The organism is Cupriavidus pauculus (assembly GCF_008693385.1).
GTDB classification, from domain to species: Bacteria; Pseudomonadota; Gammaproteobacteria; order Burkholderiales; family Burkholderiaceae; genus Cupriavidus; species Cupriavidus pauculus_D.
Window position 1 is genome coordinate 25,499 of record NZ_CP044067.1, and the last position, 17,995, is coordinate 43,493.

Sequence of the window (17,995 nt, forward strand, 5' to 3'; positions counted from 1 at the left end):
TCGCGCCATCGCGCGTACGAGCGACCTCGTTCCCTAACATGCGTCACATAACAATCATGACGGGAGCAGAGAACATGACGGGTATCGCGGTAGATCGCAGCGTTGCCGTAGGGGGCGAGGTCGGGCAGGGCGAAGCAAACACGCCGGAAACGCGAATCGCGACCTTCGCCGCGCGTGCCCGTATGCGGCTGAGCCGGATGCGCAAGGCTGCAATGGCGCGGTTGATGTCACGCCGGCAGCGCGACCTCGACAATCTGCCGCGCATCGATGCGCAACTGTTGCAGGCCGCGATGGCATCCATGGAGCACGACCACGGCGCGTGATGCGCGAGAACGGTTATGGCGACAGCTTCTGCAGCGCCGTCTCCACCCTCCCGATATGCTCCCCCATCACCCGCTGCGCATTCGCCTCGTCACGCTTGCGAATGGCGTCGAGCAGGTCGCGATGCTGCCGGTTGGAAGCCTTGCTGCGTGTCGTGTCCGCGAAGAATGTCGCCCGGCGGTGGGCGGACATCAGGTAGAACGGGTGGACCATCTGCGTGAGCACGGTGTTGTGCGCCGCGTTGAAGATGGCCATATGGAACGCGTAATCGAGATCGGCGGTACTGTCTTCCGTTTTCCCGCCGATGGAGGCCTCGAAACGCTCCACGATGCCCTGCAGGAGCGCCAGATCCTCGTCCGTGCGCCGCTGGCAGGCCAACTGCACGGCCTGCACCTCGACGATCCGGCGCACTTCGAGGGCCTCCAGCAGCTTGTCCGTGGTCAGGGAGATACCCAGCTCCGAGAACAGGCCGAGCGTCTCCAGGCTGACGCGTTCGGGCGTCGCCGTGAGGAACACGCCCGAGTTCGGGCGCCGCGAGAGATAGCGCAGGTTCTCGAGCACCGACAGCGCCTCGCGCACCACGCCGCGTCCCACGCCGAACCGCTCGGACAATTCGCGCTCGGACGGCAGCCGTTCGCCAGGATCGTAGTTGCGCTTCTGGATGAACGACAGAATGTCCGCGAGTGTACGCGTGGTCAGCTCCTGTTTCTCGGTGGGCTGTTCTTCGGTGCTTGGACTGACTTTGGGCATGTGGAAACTGGCTTTCACGCGCGATCGCCCACCACTATTGTGACGGCTTCGTGAATATCTTGGGGGCAACGGTATTGAACGTATTTTGAATCGCCACCACCTGCTTTTGCAACTCGTCGCCGCGCACGTCCGACACTTTCATGCCGTAATCGCGCGCAAACGTCTGGTACGCATCGCTGGCGATGGCCTTGGCGAACAACTCCTGCAACTGCTGCGCGCGCTCCGCGGACAGCCCCTTGGGCCCAACCAGATACGACATCTGATCCAGCGCACCGAACGGGAACACGTCGATTTTCTTCTCGGCGAAGGTCGGCACCTTCGGCATGATCGACACGCGCTCGTTCGAGAATACGCCCACCGGACGGATCAGCCCGCCGTTGATCTGGCTCAGCGTCTCCGACGGCTTGAGCACCGCGCCGTCGATCTGGTGTCCGGCAAGGTCCGTCAGCACCTTGGCGCCGCCCGTGTATGGCACGTTGATGAAGCTTACGCCGTTGGCGCGCGCGAGCATGGCCGCGAACGTGTGGTTGACGTTGTTGTTGCCCGGCGTGCCGATCGACACGCCGCCGGGCTTCTTCTTCATCAACGCGACGAACTCCTCGATCGTATTGACGGGGCTCGACTTCGACACCACGAGAATCATCTGCTCGATGGTGGTCTGGTTCAGCGCCTTGAACTGATCCACGCGCAGCTTCGTCATGTCCTGCGCGACGGCGCCCATCAGCGACGACGTGGCCAGGCCTACGGTATACCCGTCGGGCGTGGCGTTGGCCACCTTGGTCAGCCCGATCGTGCTCGATGCGCCGGGCACGTTTTCCACCACCACGGTCACACCCGACTTGCCGAGGATGTCCGACAGCTTGCGCGCGGTCAGGTCCACGGACCCGCCAGCGTTCCAGGGGACGATCAGCGTGATGGGCTTCGACGGAAAGGTATCGGCGGCCTGGGCAGCAGCGGCGAACAACGTGCCGACGGCCAGCGCGGCCGAGGCGGCAATGCGAAACAGCTTCATGACTACGGTCTCCTCCAGTATTTTTATGAAATGCGATGCGGCGTCAGAACTTCACGACATAGCCGGGGCCATCGATAAACGGGTACTCCTTGAAGATGCCTTCGTCGATCTCGAGCCCGAGGCCCGGCTTGTCGAGCGGCCGCACGAAGCCGTCGCCATCGGCATGGAAGGCCGGGCCGAACATGTCGCGGAACGGGTTGAAGTGCGACACGCAGGCCTCGAAGTAACCGGGGTTATCGACGGCTGCAAGCATATGGACGCAGGCCGCATGGTTCAGGCCCGTGGCCGAGCTGTGCGGATGCACCTTGTAGCCCCATGCCGAAACCAGTGCGCCGATACGCATGCCTTCCGTGATGCCGCCCGTCTTCGACAGATCGGGCTGGAAGACCTGCACCGCGCGCTCTTCGAGCAGTCGCGCGAAGTCATAGCGTGTGTAATGGTTCTCGCCCGCCGCGATCGGCACGCGCGTGCTCAGCGCCGCGGCGGCACGATAGCCACCGAAGTTGTCGCAGGCGAACGGTTCCTCGAGCCAGCCGATGCCGGCTTCCTCGAGCACGGGCATCAGGCGGCGAACTTCGTCGATCGTATAGGCGGCATTGACGTCGGTCAGGATGTCGATGCCGTCGCCGAGGACCTTGCGGACATGGCGCACGCGCGCCGCGTCGTCGGCCACGTTGTCGCCAAGACGAAGCTTGAGCGCCTGATAGCCCGCGGCGACATATTGCTGCGCTTCCGCCGCCAGCGACTCCGGTGCCTGGAAGCCCAGCGCGATGCCACCCGCGTAGGCCTTGATCTTCTTGCTGCTGCCGCCCAGCAACTTGTACAGCGGCTGGTTGCAGAGCTTGCCGCGCACATCCCACAGCGCCATATCGATGCCCGACAGCGCGAGCGAGGCGCCCGCACCCATGCCGTGGCTCGCAAGCTGCATCTTGTGGATACGGCTCCAGACGCCGTTGGTATCGAATGCATCCATGCCGACGGCCAACGGCGCCATCGTATTGGCGATCAGGCTCGTGACCGCGCCGGGGCTGCGGCCGGGATGCGCTTCGCCGTAGCCGACCACGCCGCATTCGGTCTCGACGCGCACGATGATCGTGTCGCGCTTGATGGTGCTGCCGATGCCGAGCTTGACCGTCTTGCCTTCAGGCAGGCGGAACGACAGCGGGATGGCCTGGATGGACTTGATTCTGGACATGCTGGGGTGTCTCCTCTTTGATAGTGCCGGTATGCGGTTATTGCGGTGCGATGCCGAGTCGTGTCCATCGCGCGCGAATGGCAGCTTCGGCGTCGCGATTGACCCAGTGCGGCGGCAGTCGTCCCGCCAGCACGTCGAGCACCTGCGCGGCGGCGCCCATGCTCATCGCATGCAGGCTTTGCGCGGAGATGCCGGCCATATGGGGTGTGAGCCGCGCGGTGACGCACGCGAACAGCGGATCGCCGGCGGGCAGCGGCTGGGTCTCGTACACGTCGAGCGCGGCACCCGCGATCTGCGACGCGCGCAGCGCTTCATGTAGCGCAAGTCGATCGACCACGGCGCCGCGCGCGACGTTGATCAGGAATGCGGTCGGCTTCATGCGCGCGAGCTGTTCGGCGCCGATCATGCCGCGCGTCTCGGGCGTCAGCGGACAGGTCAGGACCAGGTAGTCGGCCGCCGCCAGTGCGTCGTCGAGAGGCACGTACTCGGCGTGCGTCTCGCGCGTACCCGTGCGTTTGGGATGGACACCGAGAACGCGCATGCCAAAGCCGGCCGCGCACATCGCGGCCACGCGCCGGCCGATCTCGCCCATGCCGACGATGGCGACGGTCTTGCCGCCGATCTGCTGACCATGGTCGGCGATGAGCCGGCTTTCACTCCACGATGCGGAGCGCATCAGGCGATCCATATCCGCGAACCGGCGCGAAAGCGCGAGCATCTGGCCGAGCACGTACTCGGCCACGGCCACGGCATTGACGGCGGGCACGTTGGCCACGAGCACGCCATGCTCGGACGCCTGTTCCACGGGGATCATGTCGAGGCCGACGCCATGGCGGATGACGGCGCGCAGCCTTGGCGCGCGATCGAACAGTTCGGCGGGGATGCGGTTGCGGACGACCACCACGTCGGCATCGGCGAGGTCGTCGGCGTAGGCCGCGCCGTCTCGCCAGGGGCGGATATCGAACGTCGAGGCTTGCTGTAACCGGGCCTGGGCTTCGGGGTGGATACGGTCGGTGGCGATGACAGTGGCCATGCGCGTGCGGTCCCTCTCTTATCTGGTCAGATTTATTTGGTACTACCAGTTTGGTATGGTAAGTTCGTGCCGACGCGTACGTCAACCACTCAACCACACAAGATGGTGAAGGAGACAACCATGACCACGACTCGCATCGCGCTGGCGCTACTTGCATCGCTGGCTGTGACGGCCACCCCCGCCAGTGCGGCAGAAGGCGACAACTATCCCGACAAGCCGCTGCGCATCGTCGTGCCCTATACACCGGGCGGGTTCAACGACACGCTCGCGCGCACGACCGCGGAGAAGCTCACTGCCAAGTGGAAGCAGTCGGTGGTGGTGGACAACCGGCCCGGAGGCAACACCGTCATCGGCAACAGTCTCGTCGCCAAGTCGCCGGCGGACGGCTATACGCTGCTGATCACGCCGCTGCCGTTCGCCGCGCTGCCCGCGCTCTATGGCAATCGGCTGCCCTACAACGCGACGAAGGACTTCACGCCCGTGGTCTGGGCGGCGAGCACGCAGAACGTGCTGGTCTCGCGCCCCGACCTCGGGCTGGCGACGGTGAAGGACGTGATCGAGTACGCGAAGAAGCAGCCCGGCAAGCTCAACTACGGCTCGACCGGAGCGGGCTCGTCGAATCATCTGTCGATGGAGCTTTTCAACAAGATGACCGGTACGCGCATGACGCATATCCCGTACAAGGGCAGCAGCCCCGCCGTGGTGGCACTGCTCGGTGGGGAAACCGACCTGATGTTCGACAACCTGCCGAACGTGATCCAGCAGTTGCGGGCCGGCAAGTTCAAGGCGATTGCCGTGACGGGCCAGGCGCGGTCGCCATTGCTGCCCGATGTGCCGACTGTCGCCGAGTCCGGCGTGCCGGGCTACGAGGTGAACGTCTGGTTCGGCATCCAGGCGCCCGCGGGAACGCCGGCGCCGGTCGTGCAGAAGCTCAACGAGGAAATCGTGCGCTCGCTGGCGGAGGCCGACGTCGTCAAACGCTTCCGCGACCAGGGCGTGGAGGTGGTCGGCAGCTCGCCGGCAAAGTTTGGCTCGCTGGTGGAGTCGGAGATCCGGAAGTGGGGCGAGGTGGTGAGGGAGGCGAACGTGCAGCTGGAGTAGGCCGCGTTGGCGGCACTGGCCGGCCAGCTTGCAGATGGGTGTCAGTGTAGCTACAATGTTCCCACGCACCGGGTTCATTGTCGACGTGAAGCGCAATGCTCACCGGTACGTGCGCGGTCATGGATCGCAGTTGGACTTATCACGCTCAGGAGGTGCCTATGCTTGCCATCGACGTTAAGACCACCGATGTACGCGCGCGAATCGAACCTGCATTGAAGGAGGACGCGCAAAGAGTGCTCGCCGAAAACGGACTGACTTTATCCGATGCGGTGCGGCTCTTTTTGCGTCAAGTCGTGCTTACGCGCGGCCTTCCTTTCGAGGTGCGGATTCCCAACGAGACGACGCTGGAGGCTCTCCATGAGTCTCGTGCGATGAAGGGTTCTGCGCGCCTTGGGTCGGCACAGGAACTCTTCGATGAACTCGAGAAAAAGGGCAAAACTGCCGCTAAGAAGTGACAGGACGAAAGGCTTCGAGAAGGATTGGGTTCGCCTGACTCATTCGGGCCGTTACAACATGGCGGCGCTCAAGGAGACGATGCTCCTGCTGATTGCGAACGACGGTCCGCTGCCTGCAGAGTACCTGGATCATGCTCTCGCAGGTGAATGGAATGATCATCGCGAATGCCATGTTGGAGGCGACTTCCTTCTGATCTACCGCGTGGACGATGACGAAGTGGTTTTCGTCCGCGCCGGAACGCACGCCGAGTTGTTCAAGTAAGTATCGTTGCAACAGCCGCCTACGGGCGGCTTTTCTTTTGGCCGTGACAGACTCGCCCCCCAGGCCCGCCATTGTTCGGTAATACCAAATTCACATTTGGATTATCAGTGTTTACCTGATCCTGTCGAGCGCCGAGAATCCACGCATTGCGATATCGCGCCACAGGAACAGCGTCATGGCTGCCCACATCGCGGACTGTGTTCCGGTAGAAGTCGAGGAAGTCACCATCGAGGGGCATGCCAAGCGGATTCCGCTGCGCGTCTATGCACCCGCCCCGGGCGCCGGCGCGCGCCCCGCGTTGCAGTTGCGCCCGATCGTTATCTATCTGCATGGCGGCGGCTTCCTGCATGGCGACCTCGACGCGGCCGACGACGCGGCGCGGGCGATTGCCTCGGCGACGCCGGCCGTCGTCGTTTCGGTGGGCTACTCGCTACCTCCCGCTTATCCGTTCCCCGCACCGCTCGAAGACGGCTATCTCGCCTGCCGATGGGCGCGGGAGCAGGCGCGCCGGCTGCATGCCGATGCCGATTGCCTCGGCGTGGCGGGACACGACGCCGGCGGCAACCTCGCGGCCGGCATCGGCGCGATGGCGCGTGACCGCAAGGAAATTCCCATTCGCGCGCAGGCGCTGCTCGCGCCGTTGCTCGACCCCAGCCTGACGCGCGTCTCGCACGTCATCGAATGCCCGACCGGCGAGATGTCGATGACGGCCTGCGCGCACGGCTATCGCGCCTATCTGCCCGGTTTCCGGCAACTCCTGCACCCGTACGCCGCGCCGCTCGAATCGCGCCGCCTGGCCGGGTTGCCGCCCACGCTGATCATCAGCGCGGCGCTCGATCTGCTGCATCTGGAGGCCGAAGCCTACGCGGGCGCGCTGATCGCGGCCGGCGTGCCGACCCACATGCTCCGCATTCCCGACGTCTCGCATGCCGCACTGGCCGCCAATAGGCAGGCGCTGGCCGAGGTGTCGGCGTTCTTCGCCAAGCAGCTATCCCCACGCGTCAGGTCGCGCCGATAGCGCACGCGCCAACGATTTCTACGCAGCAGATCAACAAGCAGAACCCAGAGGAAGAATCCAGTGGATACGGAACTACAGCAGACAGACGCCAAGCCTCTGTCGAGGGGTGGCAATTCGGATACCGGCAGGCAGCGGGCGCTTCGGCGCACCGCGATCGCGGTGGGCATATTGGTTGCGCTGGCCGCGGTGGGCTGGGGCTTCCAGCAACGCGGCAAGACGGCGCCGGCCGCGCAGCAGGGCACGGCGCTGCCCGAGGTCACTGTGGCCACGCCGCTCGTGCGCGACCTCGAGGCCCGTCTCGGCGCCCTTGGCCAGTTCTCGGCCGTGCAGCGCGTGGAATTGCGCGCGCAGGTGGGCGGCCCGCTGGTGGGCATTCATTTCAAGGATGGCGACGTGGTCCAGAAGGGCGCGCTGCTGTTCACGATCGAATCGCGCCCCTATGACATCCGCCTCGCGCAGGCCCGGGCGCAACTGGAAACGGCCAAGGCGCGCCTCGTGCTGGCCGAGAGCGAGTTCCAGCGCGCGCAGGCGCTCGAACGCACGAGCGCCGGGTCGGTGCAGAACCTGGAGCAGCGCACCGCGGACCGGCAGGTCGCGCAGGCCGCCGTGGCGGAAGCGCGCTCGGCCGTCGACGACGCGCAGTTCGACGTCGATCGCTGCCGCATCGTCGCGCCGTTCACGGGCCGCATCGGCACGCATCTGGTCTCCATCGGCAACCTGATCTCGGGCAGCCGCGCGGCAACCAGCGCCACGACGTTGCTGGCCACGCTGGTGTCGCTGGACCCGATCTACTTCGACTTCGATATCAGCGAGGCGGACTACCAGCTGTTGTCTACATACCGCAGCAAGGCCGCCGACAAGAAGGTTGCGCTGACCAATACCGTGGAAATCGCGCTAGGCACGGAACGTACCTACAGCCGAAAGGGCGTCCTCGACTTCATCAACAACGTGCTCGACCGTTCGAGCGGCACGATCCGCGCCCGCGCCACGGTCGCGAACCCCGACTATCGCCTGACGCCGGGCGAGTTCGCGCGGGTGCGCCTCGCGCTCGACCAGCCCACCGCGACGATGCTCGTGCCCGACCGCGCGGTGCTGCCCGACCAGTCGCAGTTCATCGTGCTGACGGTAACGCCCGATGGCACGGTGGCCCCGAAGATCGTGCAGGTCGGGGACGTGCGCGACGGCCTTCGCGTGATCCGTGGCGGCCTGGCCGCGAACGATCGCGTGATCATCGGCGGCATTCCTTACGCGGCACCGGGCGCGAAGGTCGCGGTCAAGACGGGCGAGATTCGCCTGGATTCACCCACGCCGGCGAACGCGGACGCGAACGCACCCGCGACCGGCAGCAAGAGGTAAGTGACCGATCATGCGAATCGCACATTTCTTTATCGATCGGCCGCGCTTTGCCACGGTGGTCAGCTGCTTCCTCACGCTGATCGGCCTCGGCGCGATGTTCGCGCTGCCCGTGGCGCAGTATCCGGAGATCGTTCCGCCGACGGTGCAGGTCACGACCTCGTATCCGGGGGCGTCGGCGGAGACGATCGCCCGCACCGTGGCCACGCCGCTGGAGCAGCAGATCAACGGCGTCGAGGACATGCTGTATCTGAGCAGCCAGTCCACCGGCGACGGCCGCCTCACGATCACCGTCACGTTCCGCATCGGCACGGACCTCAACGTCGCGCAGAACCTGACGCAGAACCGCGTGCAGAACGCGCTGCAGCGCCTGCCGGAAGACGTGCAGCGGCTCGGCGTGCAGGTGCGCAAGTCCACGCCAAGTATCCTGCTGGCCGTGCACGTGTTCTCGGGCGACCATTCGCGCGACACGCTCTATCTCTCGAACTACGCCACGCTGCATATCCGCGACGTGCTGGCGCGGATCGAGGGCGTGGGCGACGTGCAGTTCCAGGGCGGCCGTGAGTACGCGATGCGCATCTGGATCGATCCGGACAAGGCCGCCGCGAACAACCTCAACGCGAGCGAGATCCTGTCCACGCTGCGCGCGCAGAACCTGCAGGTCTCGGCGGGCGTGCTGAACCAGCCGCCGACGCCTTCCGCCGAGGCGTACCAGATCAACGTGGAGGCGCGCGGCCGGCTGGCCACGCCGAAGGAGTTCGAGGACATCGTGCTCAAGGCCGATGCGCAGGGCCGCATCACGCGTGTCCGCGATATCGGCCGCGTGGAAGTCGGCGCGGCGGACTATGGCTCCACGTCGTTCATGGATCGCGACGATGCCACGGCCATGCTCATCTACGCGCAGCCGGGCGCCAACTCGCTCGATGTCGAGCACAAGGTGCTTGCGGCGATGAAGGAGCTGGAGAAGGACTTCCCGAAGGGCGTCGAGTACAAGATCATCTACGACCCGACGATTTTTATCGGCAAGTCGGTCGATGAAGTGGTCGTGACGATCTTCGAGGCCATCGTGCTCGTGGTCGCCGTGGTGTTCCTGTTCCTGCAGAACTGGCGCGCGACGATCATTCCCGTCGTGGCGATTCCCATCTCGCTGCTCGGCTCGTTCATCGTGCTCTATGCGTCGGGCATCTCGCTGAATAATCTTTCGCTGTTCGGGCTCGTCCTGGCGGTGGGGATCGTGGTGGACGATGCCATCGTCGTGGTGGAGAACGTCGAGCGGAATATCCAGTCGGGGATGTCACCGTTCGACGCCGCGCACCGCACGATGGACGAGGTAGGCGGCGCGCTGATCGCCATCGCGCTGACACTGTGCGCGGTGTTCGTGCCCGCCGCGTTCCTCAGCGGTATCACGGGTCTGTTCTTCCGGCAGTTCGCGGTGACCATCGCGGCAGCGACGGTCATCTCGTGCGTGGTCTCGCTGACGTTGAGCCCGGCGCTGTGCGCGGTGCTGTTCAAGCACCACACCCCGCACGATGCCGCCCACAAGAGCCGCGCGCGCCGCTGGCTCGATGCTGGCTTCGGGCGCTTCAACAAGGCCTTCGACCGCATGTCGTTCGGCTACGGCAACGTCACGCGCCGCCTCGCGCGTGTGCTCGGTGTCGTGCTGGCCGTGTATGTGGGGCTGATCGTGCTGACGGGCGTGCAGTTCTCGCGCACGCCCACGGGCTTCATTCCCGAGCAGGACCAGGGTTACCTGATCACGATCGTGCAACTGCCGCCGGGCGCCTCGCTGGAGCGCACGGAGAAGGTCGTGCGCCAGGTCATCGATATCGCGCTGTCCACGCCGGGCATCGAGCATGCGGCACCGTTCGTCGGCCTCGACGCCACCACGAGCACGGTCGCGTCGAACTCGGGGACGGTGTTCACGGGCCTGCCGTCGCTGTACAACCACCACATTCCCGGTGTCGATGCCAACACGGTGCTGGCCGACCTGCGCAAGCGGCTGTCCGTCATCAAGGACGCCTACGTGCTGACGATTCCGCCGCCGCCGGTGCAGGGCCTCGGCAGCGCGGGCGGCTTCAAGCTGATGCTGGAAGATCGCGCGGGGCTCGGTTCGCAGGCGCTCGTCGATGCGGCCAAATCGCTGGTCGCCGCGGCGAACAAGGATCCGGCGTTCGCGGGTGCGTTCACGCTGTTCAATGCGGGCTCGCCATCGTTCTTCGCGGACGTGGATCGCGTCAAGGCCGAGAAGGTCGGCCTCAAGCCCACCGACGTGTTCTCGACGCTGCAGGTCTACCTGGGCTCGCAGTACGTGAACGACTTCAACTATCTGGGGCGCACCTATCAGGTGATTGCGCAGGCCGACGGGCGGTTCCGCCGCACCGCGGAGGACATCACGCGGCTCAAGGCGCGTAACGTGTTCGGCGACATGGTGCCCATCGGCACGGTGGCCTCGGTGGAGACGACGACCATTCCGTACCGTGTGCCGCGCTACAACCTGTATCCGGCGGCCGAAGTGCAGGGCGCCGCCGCGCCGGGCGTGGCCTCGGGCACCGCGCTGCTGCGCATGGAGCAACTGGCGCGCGAGGTACTGCCGCGTGGCATCGGCTTCGAATGGACCGAACTCGCGTTCCAGCAGCAGCAACACGGCACGCCCACGGCGCTCGTGTTCGCGGCGGCCGCGCTGTTCTGTTTCCTCGTGCTCGTGGCGCAGTACGAAAGCTGGCGGCTGCCGATGGCGATCATCCTGATCGTGCCGATGTGCATTCTGGCATCGGTAACGGGGCTGCATCTGCGCGGCATGCCGATCGACATCCTTGCGCAAATCGGCTTCGTGGTGCTGATCGGGCTAGCGGCGAAGAACGCGATCCTGATCGTCGAGTTCGCCCGTCAGCGGGAGGACGAAGGCGAGAGCTCGCCGATCGAAGCGGCCCTGCATGCGGCGCGTACCCGCCTGCGGCCGATCCTGATGACGTCGCTCGCGTTCATTCTCGGCGTGGCACCGCTGACGATCGCATCGGGCGCGGGCGCCGAAATGCGGCAGTCGCTCGGTACCGCGGTGTTCTTCGGCATGCTCGGCGTGACCTGCTTCGGTCTGTTGTTCACGCCGGCGTTCTATATCTTTATTCGCAAGTTCGGTCGTCGGAGGCACGCGTGAAGCCCGATTACAAACTCACCCCGCGCGCGGTGGTCCTCGCCGGTCTGATGCTGGCGGGCTGCGCGGTCGGACCCGACTACGTGAAGCCGCGGGCGGACCTCGCGCCGTTCCATAGCACTGCGGCGGCAACCGCAACCGCAGCCGCAGCACCGGTCAACCTCGACACATGGTGGACCGGCTTCGACGACCCGATGCTGGTCACCGTGATCGAGCGCGCGCTGGCGCAGAACCTCGACCTCGCGGCAGCGCTCGCACGGGTCGAGCAGGCCCGCGCGGTGGCGCAGGCCGCCGGCGCGGAACTGCTGCCGACGTTCGACCTGTCCGCATCGGCCGCCGCGCAGCGCCAGAGCCTGCAAAGCCCGTTCGGCACGCTCGCGCAGACGTTCCCCGGCTTCGACCGCAACCAGCGCCATTACACGGCGGGCGCGGTCGCCAGCTGGGAGATCGATCTGGCCGGCGGCTTGCGGCGCGGCGCCGCCGCCGCGCGCGCGGAGGCGGAGGCCGCTTCTGCCGACCACGTCGGCACACGCGTGACCGTTGCCGCCGATGCCGCCGATGCCTATCTGCAGGTGCGCGGCTATCAGTCGCGGCTGGCGGTGGCGCTGGACCAGATCCGCACCGACGAGCGGCTGCTCGACCTCGTGCGCGAGCGGCGGCGATATGGCGCGGCGGACGACAGGCAGGTCGCGCAGGCGGATGCGCTGCTGCGGCAGGCCCGCGCGACCGTGCCGCTGCTGCGCATCGGGCTGGAGGCGCAGCTCAACCGCCTCGACGTCCTGATGGGCGTGCAGCCCGGCACGTATGCCGCCGAACTGGCCCCGCCCGCGCAGGACGCGGTCCGCATTCCGTCGCCACCGGGCATTGCCGGCGCAACGGAGCCGCTCGAGATGCTGCGCAGGCGTCCCGACGTGCTGGCGGCGGAGCGTCGCCTTGCGGCGTCCAACGAACGCATCGGGGCGGCCCTGGCCGATTACTACCCGAAGCTCTCGTTGTCGGGCGCGCTGGGCTTCGACAGCATCACGACCAACGGGCTGTTCTCGGCACGGTCCTTCCAGCCGGTGGGCACGGCGGGCCTGCGCTGGCGGCTGTTCGACTTCGGCAAGATCGATGCCGAGGTCAAGCAGGCGCGCGGCGGCTACGCGGAAGCCCTGGCCGGTTACCGGCAATCCGTATTGCGCGCCGCGGAGGATGTGGAGAACGCGATGACGTCGATGGCGCAGACGGCGGAGCGGCGACAGGAGCTGCAGGCCGAAGTGGCCGCTTTGCAACGGGCGCGCGAGTTGTCGGAGCAGGCCTATCGCCTGGGCGCCATCACGCTGACCGACGTCCTCGATGCGGACCGGCAACTGCTGGTGGCGCGGGACGGCGAGGACGAAGCGCGCACCAATACGAGTCGCGCCGCGGTCACGCTGTTCCGGTCGCTGGGTGGCGGCTGGACGGTGCCACCGGCGAACCCGGCACCCCCGGCCGCCATCGCACGCGATTGACGGGAAGGTGGTACAGTCGCGCATGTGGAAAATGATCGTCATCTAAATAACGATACAGGATGGCGAAGCAATCGCGAGGGTGAGGGAAGATGGATCGGCTGCAGGCGATGGAAGTATTCGCGCGCGTGGTGGAAGCGAACAGCTTCTCCCGCGCCTCCGATTCCCTCGACCTCTCGCGCACGTCGGTCACCACGATCGTCAAAAGCCTGGAAGCGCATCTGCGCACCCCGCTGCTTCAGCGGACCACGCGCAAGCTCAAGCTTACGCCCGAGGGCGCCGAGTACTACGAGCATTGCGTGCGCATCCTCGCCGAGATCTCCGAGACCGAGGCGGCCATGGCGGGCGCGGGAAGGGGGCCGCGCGGCAAGCTGCGCGTCGACATGCCCGCCACCATCGGCAAATGGCTGGTCACACCGCAGCTGCACCGCTTTCACGAGCTATACCCCGATGTCGAATTGATCGTCGGGTATGGCGACAAGCTCGTCGATCTGATTCAGGATGGCGTGGACTGCGCGATCCGCGTGGGCGAACTCCAGGACTCCACGCTGATCGCGCGCCGGCTTGCGGACATGCCGACGATTACGGTCGCCAGTCCGCACTATCTTCATCGTCGTGGCATGCCCCGCACGCTCGAGGATCTGGACCGGCATATGGCCATCCACTACATCTCGAGCAAGACCAACCGCGCGATACCGCTGAGCTTCACCGTCGAGGGCCGCATCGTCGAAGTCCCGGTACCCGGCAAGCTCGGCTTCAACGATGCCGATGCGTACGTCGAGTGCGGACTGACCGGTACCGGCATCCTCCAGCCCCCGCGCTTCATGGTGGGCGAGCATCTGCGGTCGGGCGCGCTCGTCGAAATCCTGCCCCAATGGCGGCCGCGCACGCTGCCGATCTCCGCGATCTATCCGCAAAGCCGGCACCTCGCGCCCAAGGTGAGGGTGTTCGTCGAGTGGGTGCTGTCGTTGTTCGAAGCCTCGCCGCTATTTGCCGCGGAGGCCGCGCGCCCTCGCAGCGCGGGCACTGCGGGCACCGGGGGCGCTGCGGGCGCTGCGGGCGCTTACGGCCTGGCGGCCGGCGCGCTGGCGCCGCTGCCGGATTGAGACTGCTTCGATTTGCTCCCGCCTTGCTTCGTTCGGCCGTGCTTGGGGGTCGCCCCGGAAGTGGCGCCCGCATTCGTGCCCGGATGATTGCTGTCGATCGGGTGCGCGCCGGCGCCGCCCGAGCCTTGCGAGATGCCCGGGCCCGTGCTGTCCGGGGTGGCCGCGCGCTGGTTGTCGCTCGCGGCCAGTGCCGTTGACGCGGCCAGCGGCGCGAAGAGCAGGGTGACCGCGATCAGCGATCCGGCGATGAGGGTGGGCACGCGCGGTTTCATGAGTTCTCTCCTGTCGGTTTGCTTTCCTGTTGTGCCTTCGCAAGCGGTATGCCCGGGCAGAGCCCGTCGCGAGGCCACGGGGCTTGTCGAAATTGCACGTGCACCGTGTAAGGGCAACCGTCATCGGCAACTATTACCAGCGCGCCTCGCGCGTCCGCCGCAGGGATGAGACAAGGGGGGAGACATGGTTCGGATGTGTCGTGCAAGAACCATCCTTCTTTTCCGGGCGGGCGCACACCGGCGTCGCTAGCATGATAGCGACGCGTGCAGATTCTGCACGCGCAGATGTTGCCCGGAGGATCATTCATGACGCGCGCTGTCCCCACCGCGCTCGCGCTGCTGGTCGCGAGTCTTGCCGCAGCGGGACGCCCTTCCGTCGCGCATGCCGAGATTCCGGCGCCCGCGGTGCATGTCGCGTTCGGCCGCGATTACTCGCACGACATCAACAAGTACGAGATCGGGTTCCAGTTCGACTCGGGATTCAACTGGGGCAATCCGCAGGGCTGGCAGACCACGCTCTATTGGGAGTTCGATCTCGCCCAATGGCAGGCGCGTTATGGCACGCCGCGACAGAACGTCGTGGAGGGCGGCTTCTCTCCGCTGTTCCGTTTGCAGAAGCGCGGTGGTTCGTGGGAGCCGTTTATCGAGGGCTCCGTGGGCATCCGGATCATGAGCCATTCGAGTACATCGCCGCAGCACAACTACAGCACCGCATTCCGCTTCACGGAGACGATCGGCTTCGGTGTGGCATTCGGCCCGCGCAACGCGGCCGAGCTCGGCATGCGATTCCAGCATCTGTCCAACGCGACGATCAAGAAGCCGAACCCGGGCACGGACTTCATCACGGGTTTTTTCAATTACCGCTTCTAGCACCTTCTCGTGCGTTCCCGTGCGGCCTTAAGAAATCCCAAATACTGCACTGCAAAAAACTGAGCGATGTAACAGGAACTCGCCTGTATCCTGCTTCTCGAATCGTTGATCTACGATAGGGAACGCCAGCATGGAAGTCGTGAAGCGCTTGATCCTTGAAAACCGGGCGTGGGCCAGCGAGATGTTGGCCCGCGATCCCGAAGGCTTTGCTCGCCTGTCCGCGGGACAGGCACCCGCCGTACTCTGGATAGGCTGCTCCGACAGCCGCGTCCCGGCGGAACTCATCACGAATGCGGCCCCTGGCGATTTCTTCGTTCACCGCAATATCGCCAACCTGGTGGTCGAGCACGATCCCAGTCTCATGAGCGTGCTCCAGTACGCGGTGGAAGTGCTCAAGGTGGACAACATCATCGTCTGCGGCCATCGCGGATGCGGTGGCGTGCGCGCGGCGCTCGCCCGCATCCCCGAGTTGCCGCATGTCGACGCGCGGCTCGATTCGCTGCGGCAGGTCTATCGCCACCACTGCCGCGAACTCGACGCATTGCCCGATGACGATGCGCGCGTGGAGCGCCTCGTCGAACTCAACGCCGTGGCGCAGATCGAGCGGCTCGCGGCGCTGCCGCTGATCCGCCAGGCCTGGGACAGCGGCCGGCCGCTGCAGCTCCACGCATGGGTCTACGACCTGCATACCGGGTTGCTCGATCAGCGGCATTCGATCGCGCCGTCGCCGGTGTCCGCGCTGGCCGCCTAGCACCCGCCGGAAAGCACCCGCCGGAAAGCACCCGCCGGAAAGCACCCATTCTCGCTGCGTTCTTCCCTGCCGCGCGTGTCGTAAGGCCCGCGCGAGGGGAGGCGCTCGTCCGCGATTTCCCATTCGCCTTCTTTTTCATTCCATGCGCCCCCTCATGACTACGCCCTATACGCGCCATCTCGCGCATGACATTCCCGCCGGTATCGTCGTGTTTCTCGTGGCCTTGCCGTTGTGCCTCGGCATTGCGCTCGCGTCCGGTGTGCCATTGCTTGCGGGCCTGCTTGCCGGCGTGATCGGCGGTCTGCTGGTCGCGGTACTGAGCGGCTCGCAACTGAGTATCAGCGGGCCCGCCGCCGGGCTCGTCGTGATCGTCATCGAGGCCATCGCCTTGCTGGGCGGTTTTGCGGACTTCCTGACCGCGGTCCTCGTGGCCGGCATCCTGCAACTCGCGCTCGCAAGGCTGCGCGCGGGCGATCTCGGAGCCTACGTACCGTCGTCGGTGATCAAGGGCATGCTGGCCGCGATCGGCCTGATGCTGATCGTCAAGCAGATTCCGGTGGCGCTCGGGCACGCATCGTTCGCGGCGTTCGATAGCCGCATTCCCGACGATGCCGGGCTGGCCGACGTCTTTGCCCAGGCGAGCGGCGCGGTTTCCGGCGGCACACTGACGGTAGCGGCCGTATCGCTGGCCCTGCTCGCGATCTGGGAGACGTCATGGGTGCGTACGCAGCGAGCCTTGCGCCATGTGCCCGGACCGCTCGTCGTGGTGATCTGGGGCGTGATGTATCAGCTGGTGACGACGCATGCCACGCTGGATCTCGCATTGGCGGACGAGCACCTCGTGCAGCTGCCGGCCATCGATGGACTGGCTTCGCTCGGTGCGCAACTCGTGCAGCCGGACTTCTCGCAGTTCGCCAACCCGGCGATGTACCGCGTGGCCATCACGCTGGCCATCGTGGCGAGCCTGGAGACGCTGCTCAGTGTCGAGGCCGTCGACAAGCTCGACCCCATGCGCCGCGTGGCGCCGAGCAATCGCGAACTCTACGCGCAGGGGGCGGGCAATATCGCGGCGGGCCTCGTCGGCGCACTGCCGCTGACGGCCGTGATCGTGCGCAGTTCGGCGAATATCAACGCGGGCGGTCGCACCAAGGTGTCGGCGATCGTGCACGGCGTGCTGCTGCTCCTGAGCGTGCTGTTCCTGTCGAGTGCGCTGCGCTGGATTCCGCTCGCCGCGCTATCCGCGATCCTGCTCCACGTCGGCTACAAGCTCGCGAGGCCCTCGCTGTTCGCCGCCGCGTGGCGCGAGGGCCCGTCGCAGGCGGTGCCGTTCATCGTCACCGTCGCGGCCATCCTGGCGACCGACCTGCTGATCGGCATCGCCATCGGCATGGCGGTCGGCATCGCCTTCACGCTGCGCAGCAATTTTCATAGCGCGCTGTCGCTGACGCGCTACGAGGACTGCTATCTGCTGCGCATGCACAAGGATGTGTCGTTCTTCAACAAGGCGCGCCTGCGGCATTTGCTTGCGCGCGTGGCCCCCGGCAGCAAGCTGATCATCGATGCGAGCCGTTGCGCGTTCATCGATCACGATATCGAGGAGACCATCGCGGACTTTCAGCGCAGCGCGCGCCTGACGAAGATCGACGTGACGTTCCGCGCCATGCCCGCGCGCGGTATACCGCCGGCCGTGGCGGCGGCCATCGGGACCTGAAGGGTGGAAGTAAATCGTTGTGAATCGGCGGGTGGCGGATAAGGCCGTCGGCCATCCTTGCGGATTGCAACGGTTAACAGACCTAAAAGCGCGACCTCTGTTAACGTGTGCGAGGGCGCGGTCATGGCCGGATGTGGCCGCGCGTTT

The 17,995-nt window shown here is 66.0% G+C and carries 17 protein-coding genes; 12 read left to right on the forward strand and 5 right to left on the reverse strand.

Annotated elements, in window-relative coordinates; translation table 11 throughout:
- Window positions 1-74: 74 nt before the first annotated feature.
- The gene (locus FOB72_RS18370) at window positions 75-323 is read left to right on the forward strand and encodes a hypothetical protein (RefSeq protein WP_150374187.1); all 249 of its coding nucleotides are present in this window, start codon (window positions 75-77) and stop codon (window positions 321-323) included.
- Between the two features lie 13 nt (window positions 324-336).
- Here FOB72_RS18370 and FOB72_RS18375 read toward each other — a convergent pair whose 3' ends face one another.
- The 4 genes from FOB72_RS18375 to FOB72_RS18390 are packed head-to-tail and all read right to left on the reverse strand — an operon-like array spanning window position 337 to window position 4,311.
- Window positions 337-1,071 carry a FadR/GntR family transcriptional regulator gene (locus FOB72_RS18375; protein WP_150374188.1) on the reverse strand — a complete coding sequence of 245 codons (735 nt, stop codon included), beginning with the start codon at window positions 1,069-1,071 and terminating at the stop codon, window positions 337-339.
- Window positions 1,072-1,105: 34 nt separating this feature from the next.
- Window positions 1,106-2,083 carry a Bug family tripartite tricarboxylate transporter substrate binding protein gene (locus FOB72_RS18380; RefSeq protein ID WP_150374189.1) on the reverse strand — a complete coding sequence of 326 codons (978 nt, stop codon included), beginning with the start codon at window positions 2,081-2,083 and terminating at the stop codon, window positions 1,106-1,108.
- Between the two features lie 43 nt (window positions 2,084-2,126).
- Window positions 2,127-3,278, reverse strand: a complete 1,152-nt coding sequence (locus FOB72_RS18385) for a mandelate racemase/muconate lactonizing enzyme family protein (protein ID WP_150374190.1) — start codon at window positions 3,276-3,278, stop codon at window positions 2,127-2,129.
- A 37-nt stretch (window positions 3,279-3,315) separates the two neighbouring features.
- Entirely contained in the window at window positions 3,316-4,311 is a 996-nt protein-coding gene (locus FOB72_RS18390) for an NAD(P)-dependent oxidoreductase (protein WP_150374191.1), read from the reverse strand.
- Window positions 4,312-4,431: 120 nt separating this feature from the next.
- Here FOB72_RS18390 and FOB72_RS18395 point away from each other — a divergent pair, with 120 nt between their 5' ends.
- The 8 genes from FOB72_RS18395 (at window position 4,432) to FOB72_RS18430 (ending at window position 14,244) form a co-directional block, all read left to right on the forward strand.
- Window positions 4,432-5,412: a tripartite tricarboxylate transporter substrate binding protein gene (locus tag FOB72_RS18395; protein ID WP_150374192.1), complete on the forward strand. Its 981-nt coding sequence runs from the start codon at window positions 4,432-4,434 to the stop codon at window positions 5,410-5,412.
- A gap of 158 nt (window positions 5,413-5,570) precedes the next feature.
- A complete protein-coding gene (locus FOB72_RS18400; RefSeq protein ID WP_150374193.1) occupies window positions 5,571-5,867 on the forward strand; it encodes a type II toxin-antitoxin system RelB/DinJ family antitoxin in 297 nt (98 codons plus the stop codon).
- Window positions 5,827-6,129, forward strand: coding sequence for a type II toxin-antitoxin system YafQ family toxin (locus tag FOB72_RS18405; protein WP_150374194.1), 303 nt, complete (start codon window positions 5,827-5,829; stop codon window positions 6,127-6,129). Before FOB72_RS18400 ends, FOB72_RS18405 begins: the two co-directional genes overlap by 41 nt.
- Window positions 6,130-6,304: 175 nt before the next feature.
- Window positions 6,305-7,147, forward strand: coding sequence for an alpha/beta hydrolase (locus tag FOB72_RS18410; protein ID WP_150374195.1), 843 nt, complete (start codon window positions 6,305-6,307; stop codon window positions 7,145-7,147).
- A 159-nt stretch (window positions 7,148-7,306) separates the two neighbouring features.
- Entirely contained in the window at window positions 7,307-8,503 is a 1,197-nt protein-coding gene (locus FOB72_RS18415; protein WP_223851678.1) for an efflux RND transporter periplasmic adaptor subunit, read from the forward strand.
- Window positions 8,504-8,513: 10 nt separating this feature from the next.
- The gene (locus FOB72_RS18420; RefSeq protein WP_150374197.1) at window positions 8,514-11,654 is read left to right on the forward strand and encodes an efflux RND transporter permease subunit; all 3,141 of its coding nucleotides are present in this window, start codon (window positions 8,514-8,516) and stop codon (window positions 11,652-11,654) included.
- Window positions 11,651-13,141: an efflux transporter outer membrane subunit gene (locus tag FOB72_RS18425; protein ID WP_411859862.1), complete on the forward strand. Its 1,491-nt coding sequence runs from the start codon at window positions 11,651-11,653 to the stop codon at window positions 13,139-13,141. Before FOB72_RS18420 ends, FOB72_RS18425 begins: the two co-directional genes overlap by 4 nt.
- An 89-nt stretch (window positions 13,142-13,230) precedes the next feature.
- Window positions 13,231-14,244 carry a LysR family transcriptional regulator gene (locus tag FOB72_RS18430; protein WP_150374198.1) on the forward strand — a complete coding sequence of 338 codons (1,014 nt, stop codon included), beginning with the start codon at window positions 13,231-13,233 and terminating at the stop codon, window positions 14,242-14,244.
- Here FOB72_RS18430 and FOB72_RS18435 read toward each other — a convergent pair.
- A complete protein-coding gene (locus tag FOB72_RS18435) occupies window positions 14,202-14,504 on the reverse strand; it encodes a hypothetical protein (protein ID WP_150374199.1) in 303 nt (100 codons plus the stop codon). The two genes, FOB72_RS18430 and FOB72_RS18435, sit on opposite strands and share 43 nt — an antisense overlap.
- A gap of 318 nt (window positions 14,505-14,822) precedes the next feature.
- Here FOB72_RS18435 and FOB72_RS18440 point away from each other — a divergent pair, with 318 nt between their 5' ends.
- The 3 genes from FOB72_RS18440 (at window position 14,823) to FOB72_RS18450 (ending at window position 17,848) form a co-directional block, all read left to right on the forward strand.
- Entirely contained in the window at window positions 14,823-15,386 is a 564-nt protein-coding gene (locus tag FOB72_RS18440; protein ID WP_150374200.1) for an acyloxyacyl hydrolase, read from the forward strand.
- 130 nt (window positions 15,387-15,516) lie between these two features.
- Window positions 15,517-16,137: a carbonic anhydrase gene (locus tag FOB72_RS18445; protein ID WP_150374201.1), complete on the forward strand. Its 621-nt coding sequence runs from the start codon at window positions 15,517-15,519 to the stop codon at window positions 16,135-16,137.
- Between the two features lie 154 nt (window positions 16,138-16,291).
- Window positions 16,292-17,848, forward strand: a complete 1,557-nt coding sequence (locus FOB72_RS18450; protein ID WP_150374202.1) for a SulP family inorganic anion transporter — start codon at window positions 16,292-16,294, stop codon at window positions 17,846-17,848.
- Window positions 17,849-17,995: the final 147 nt, after the last annotated feature.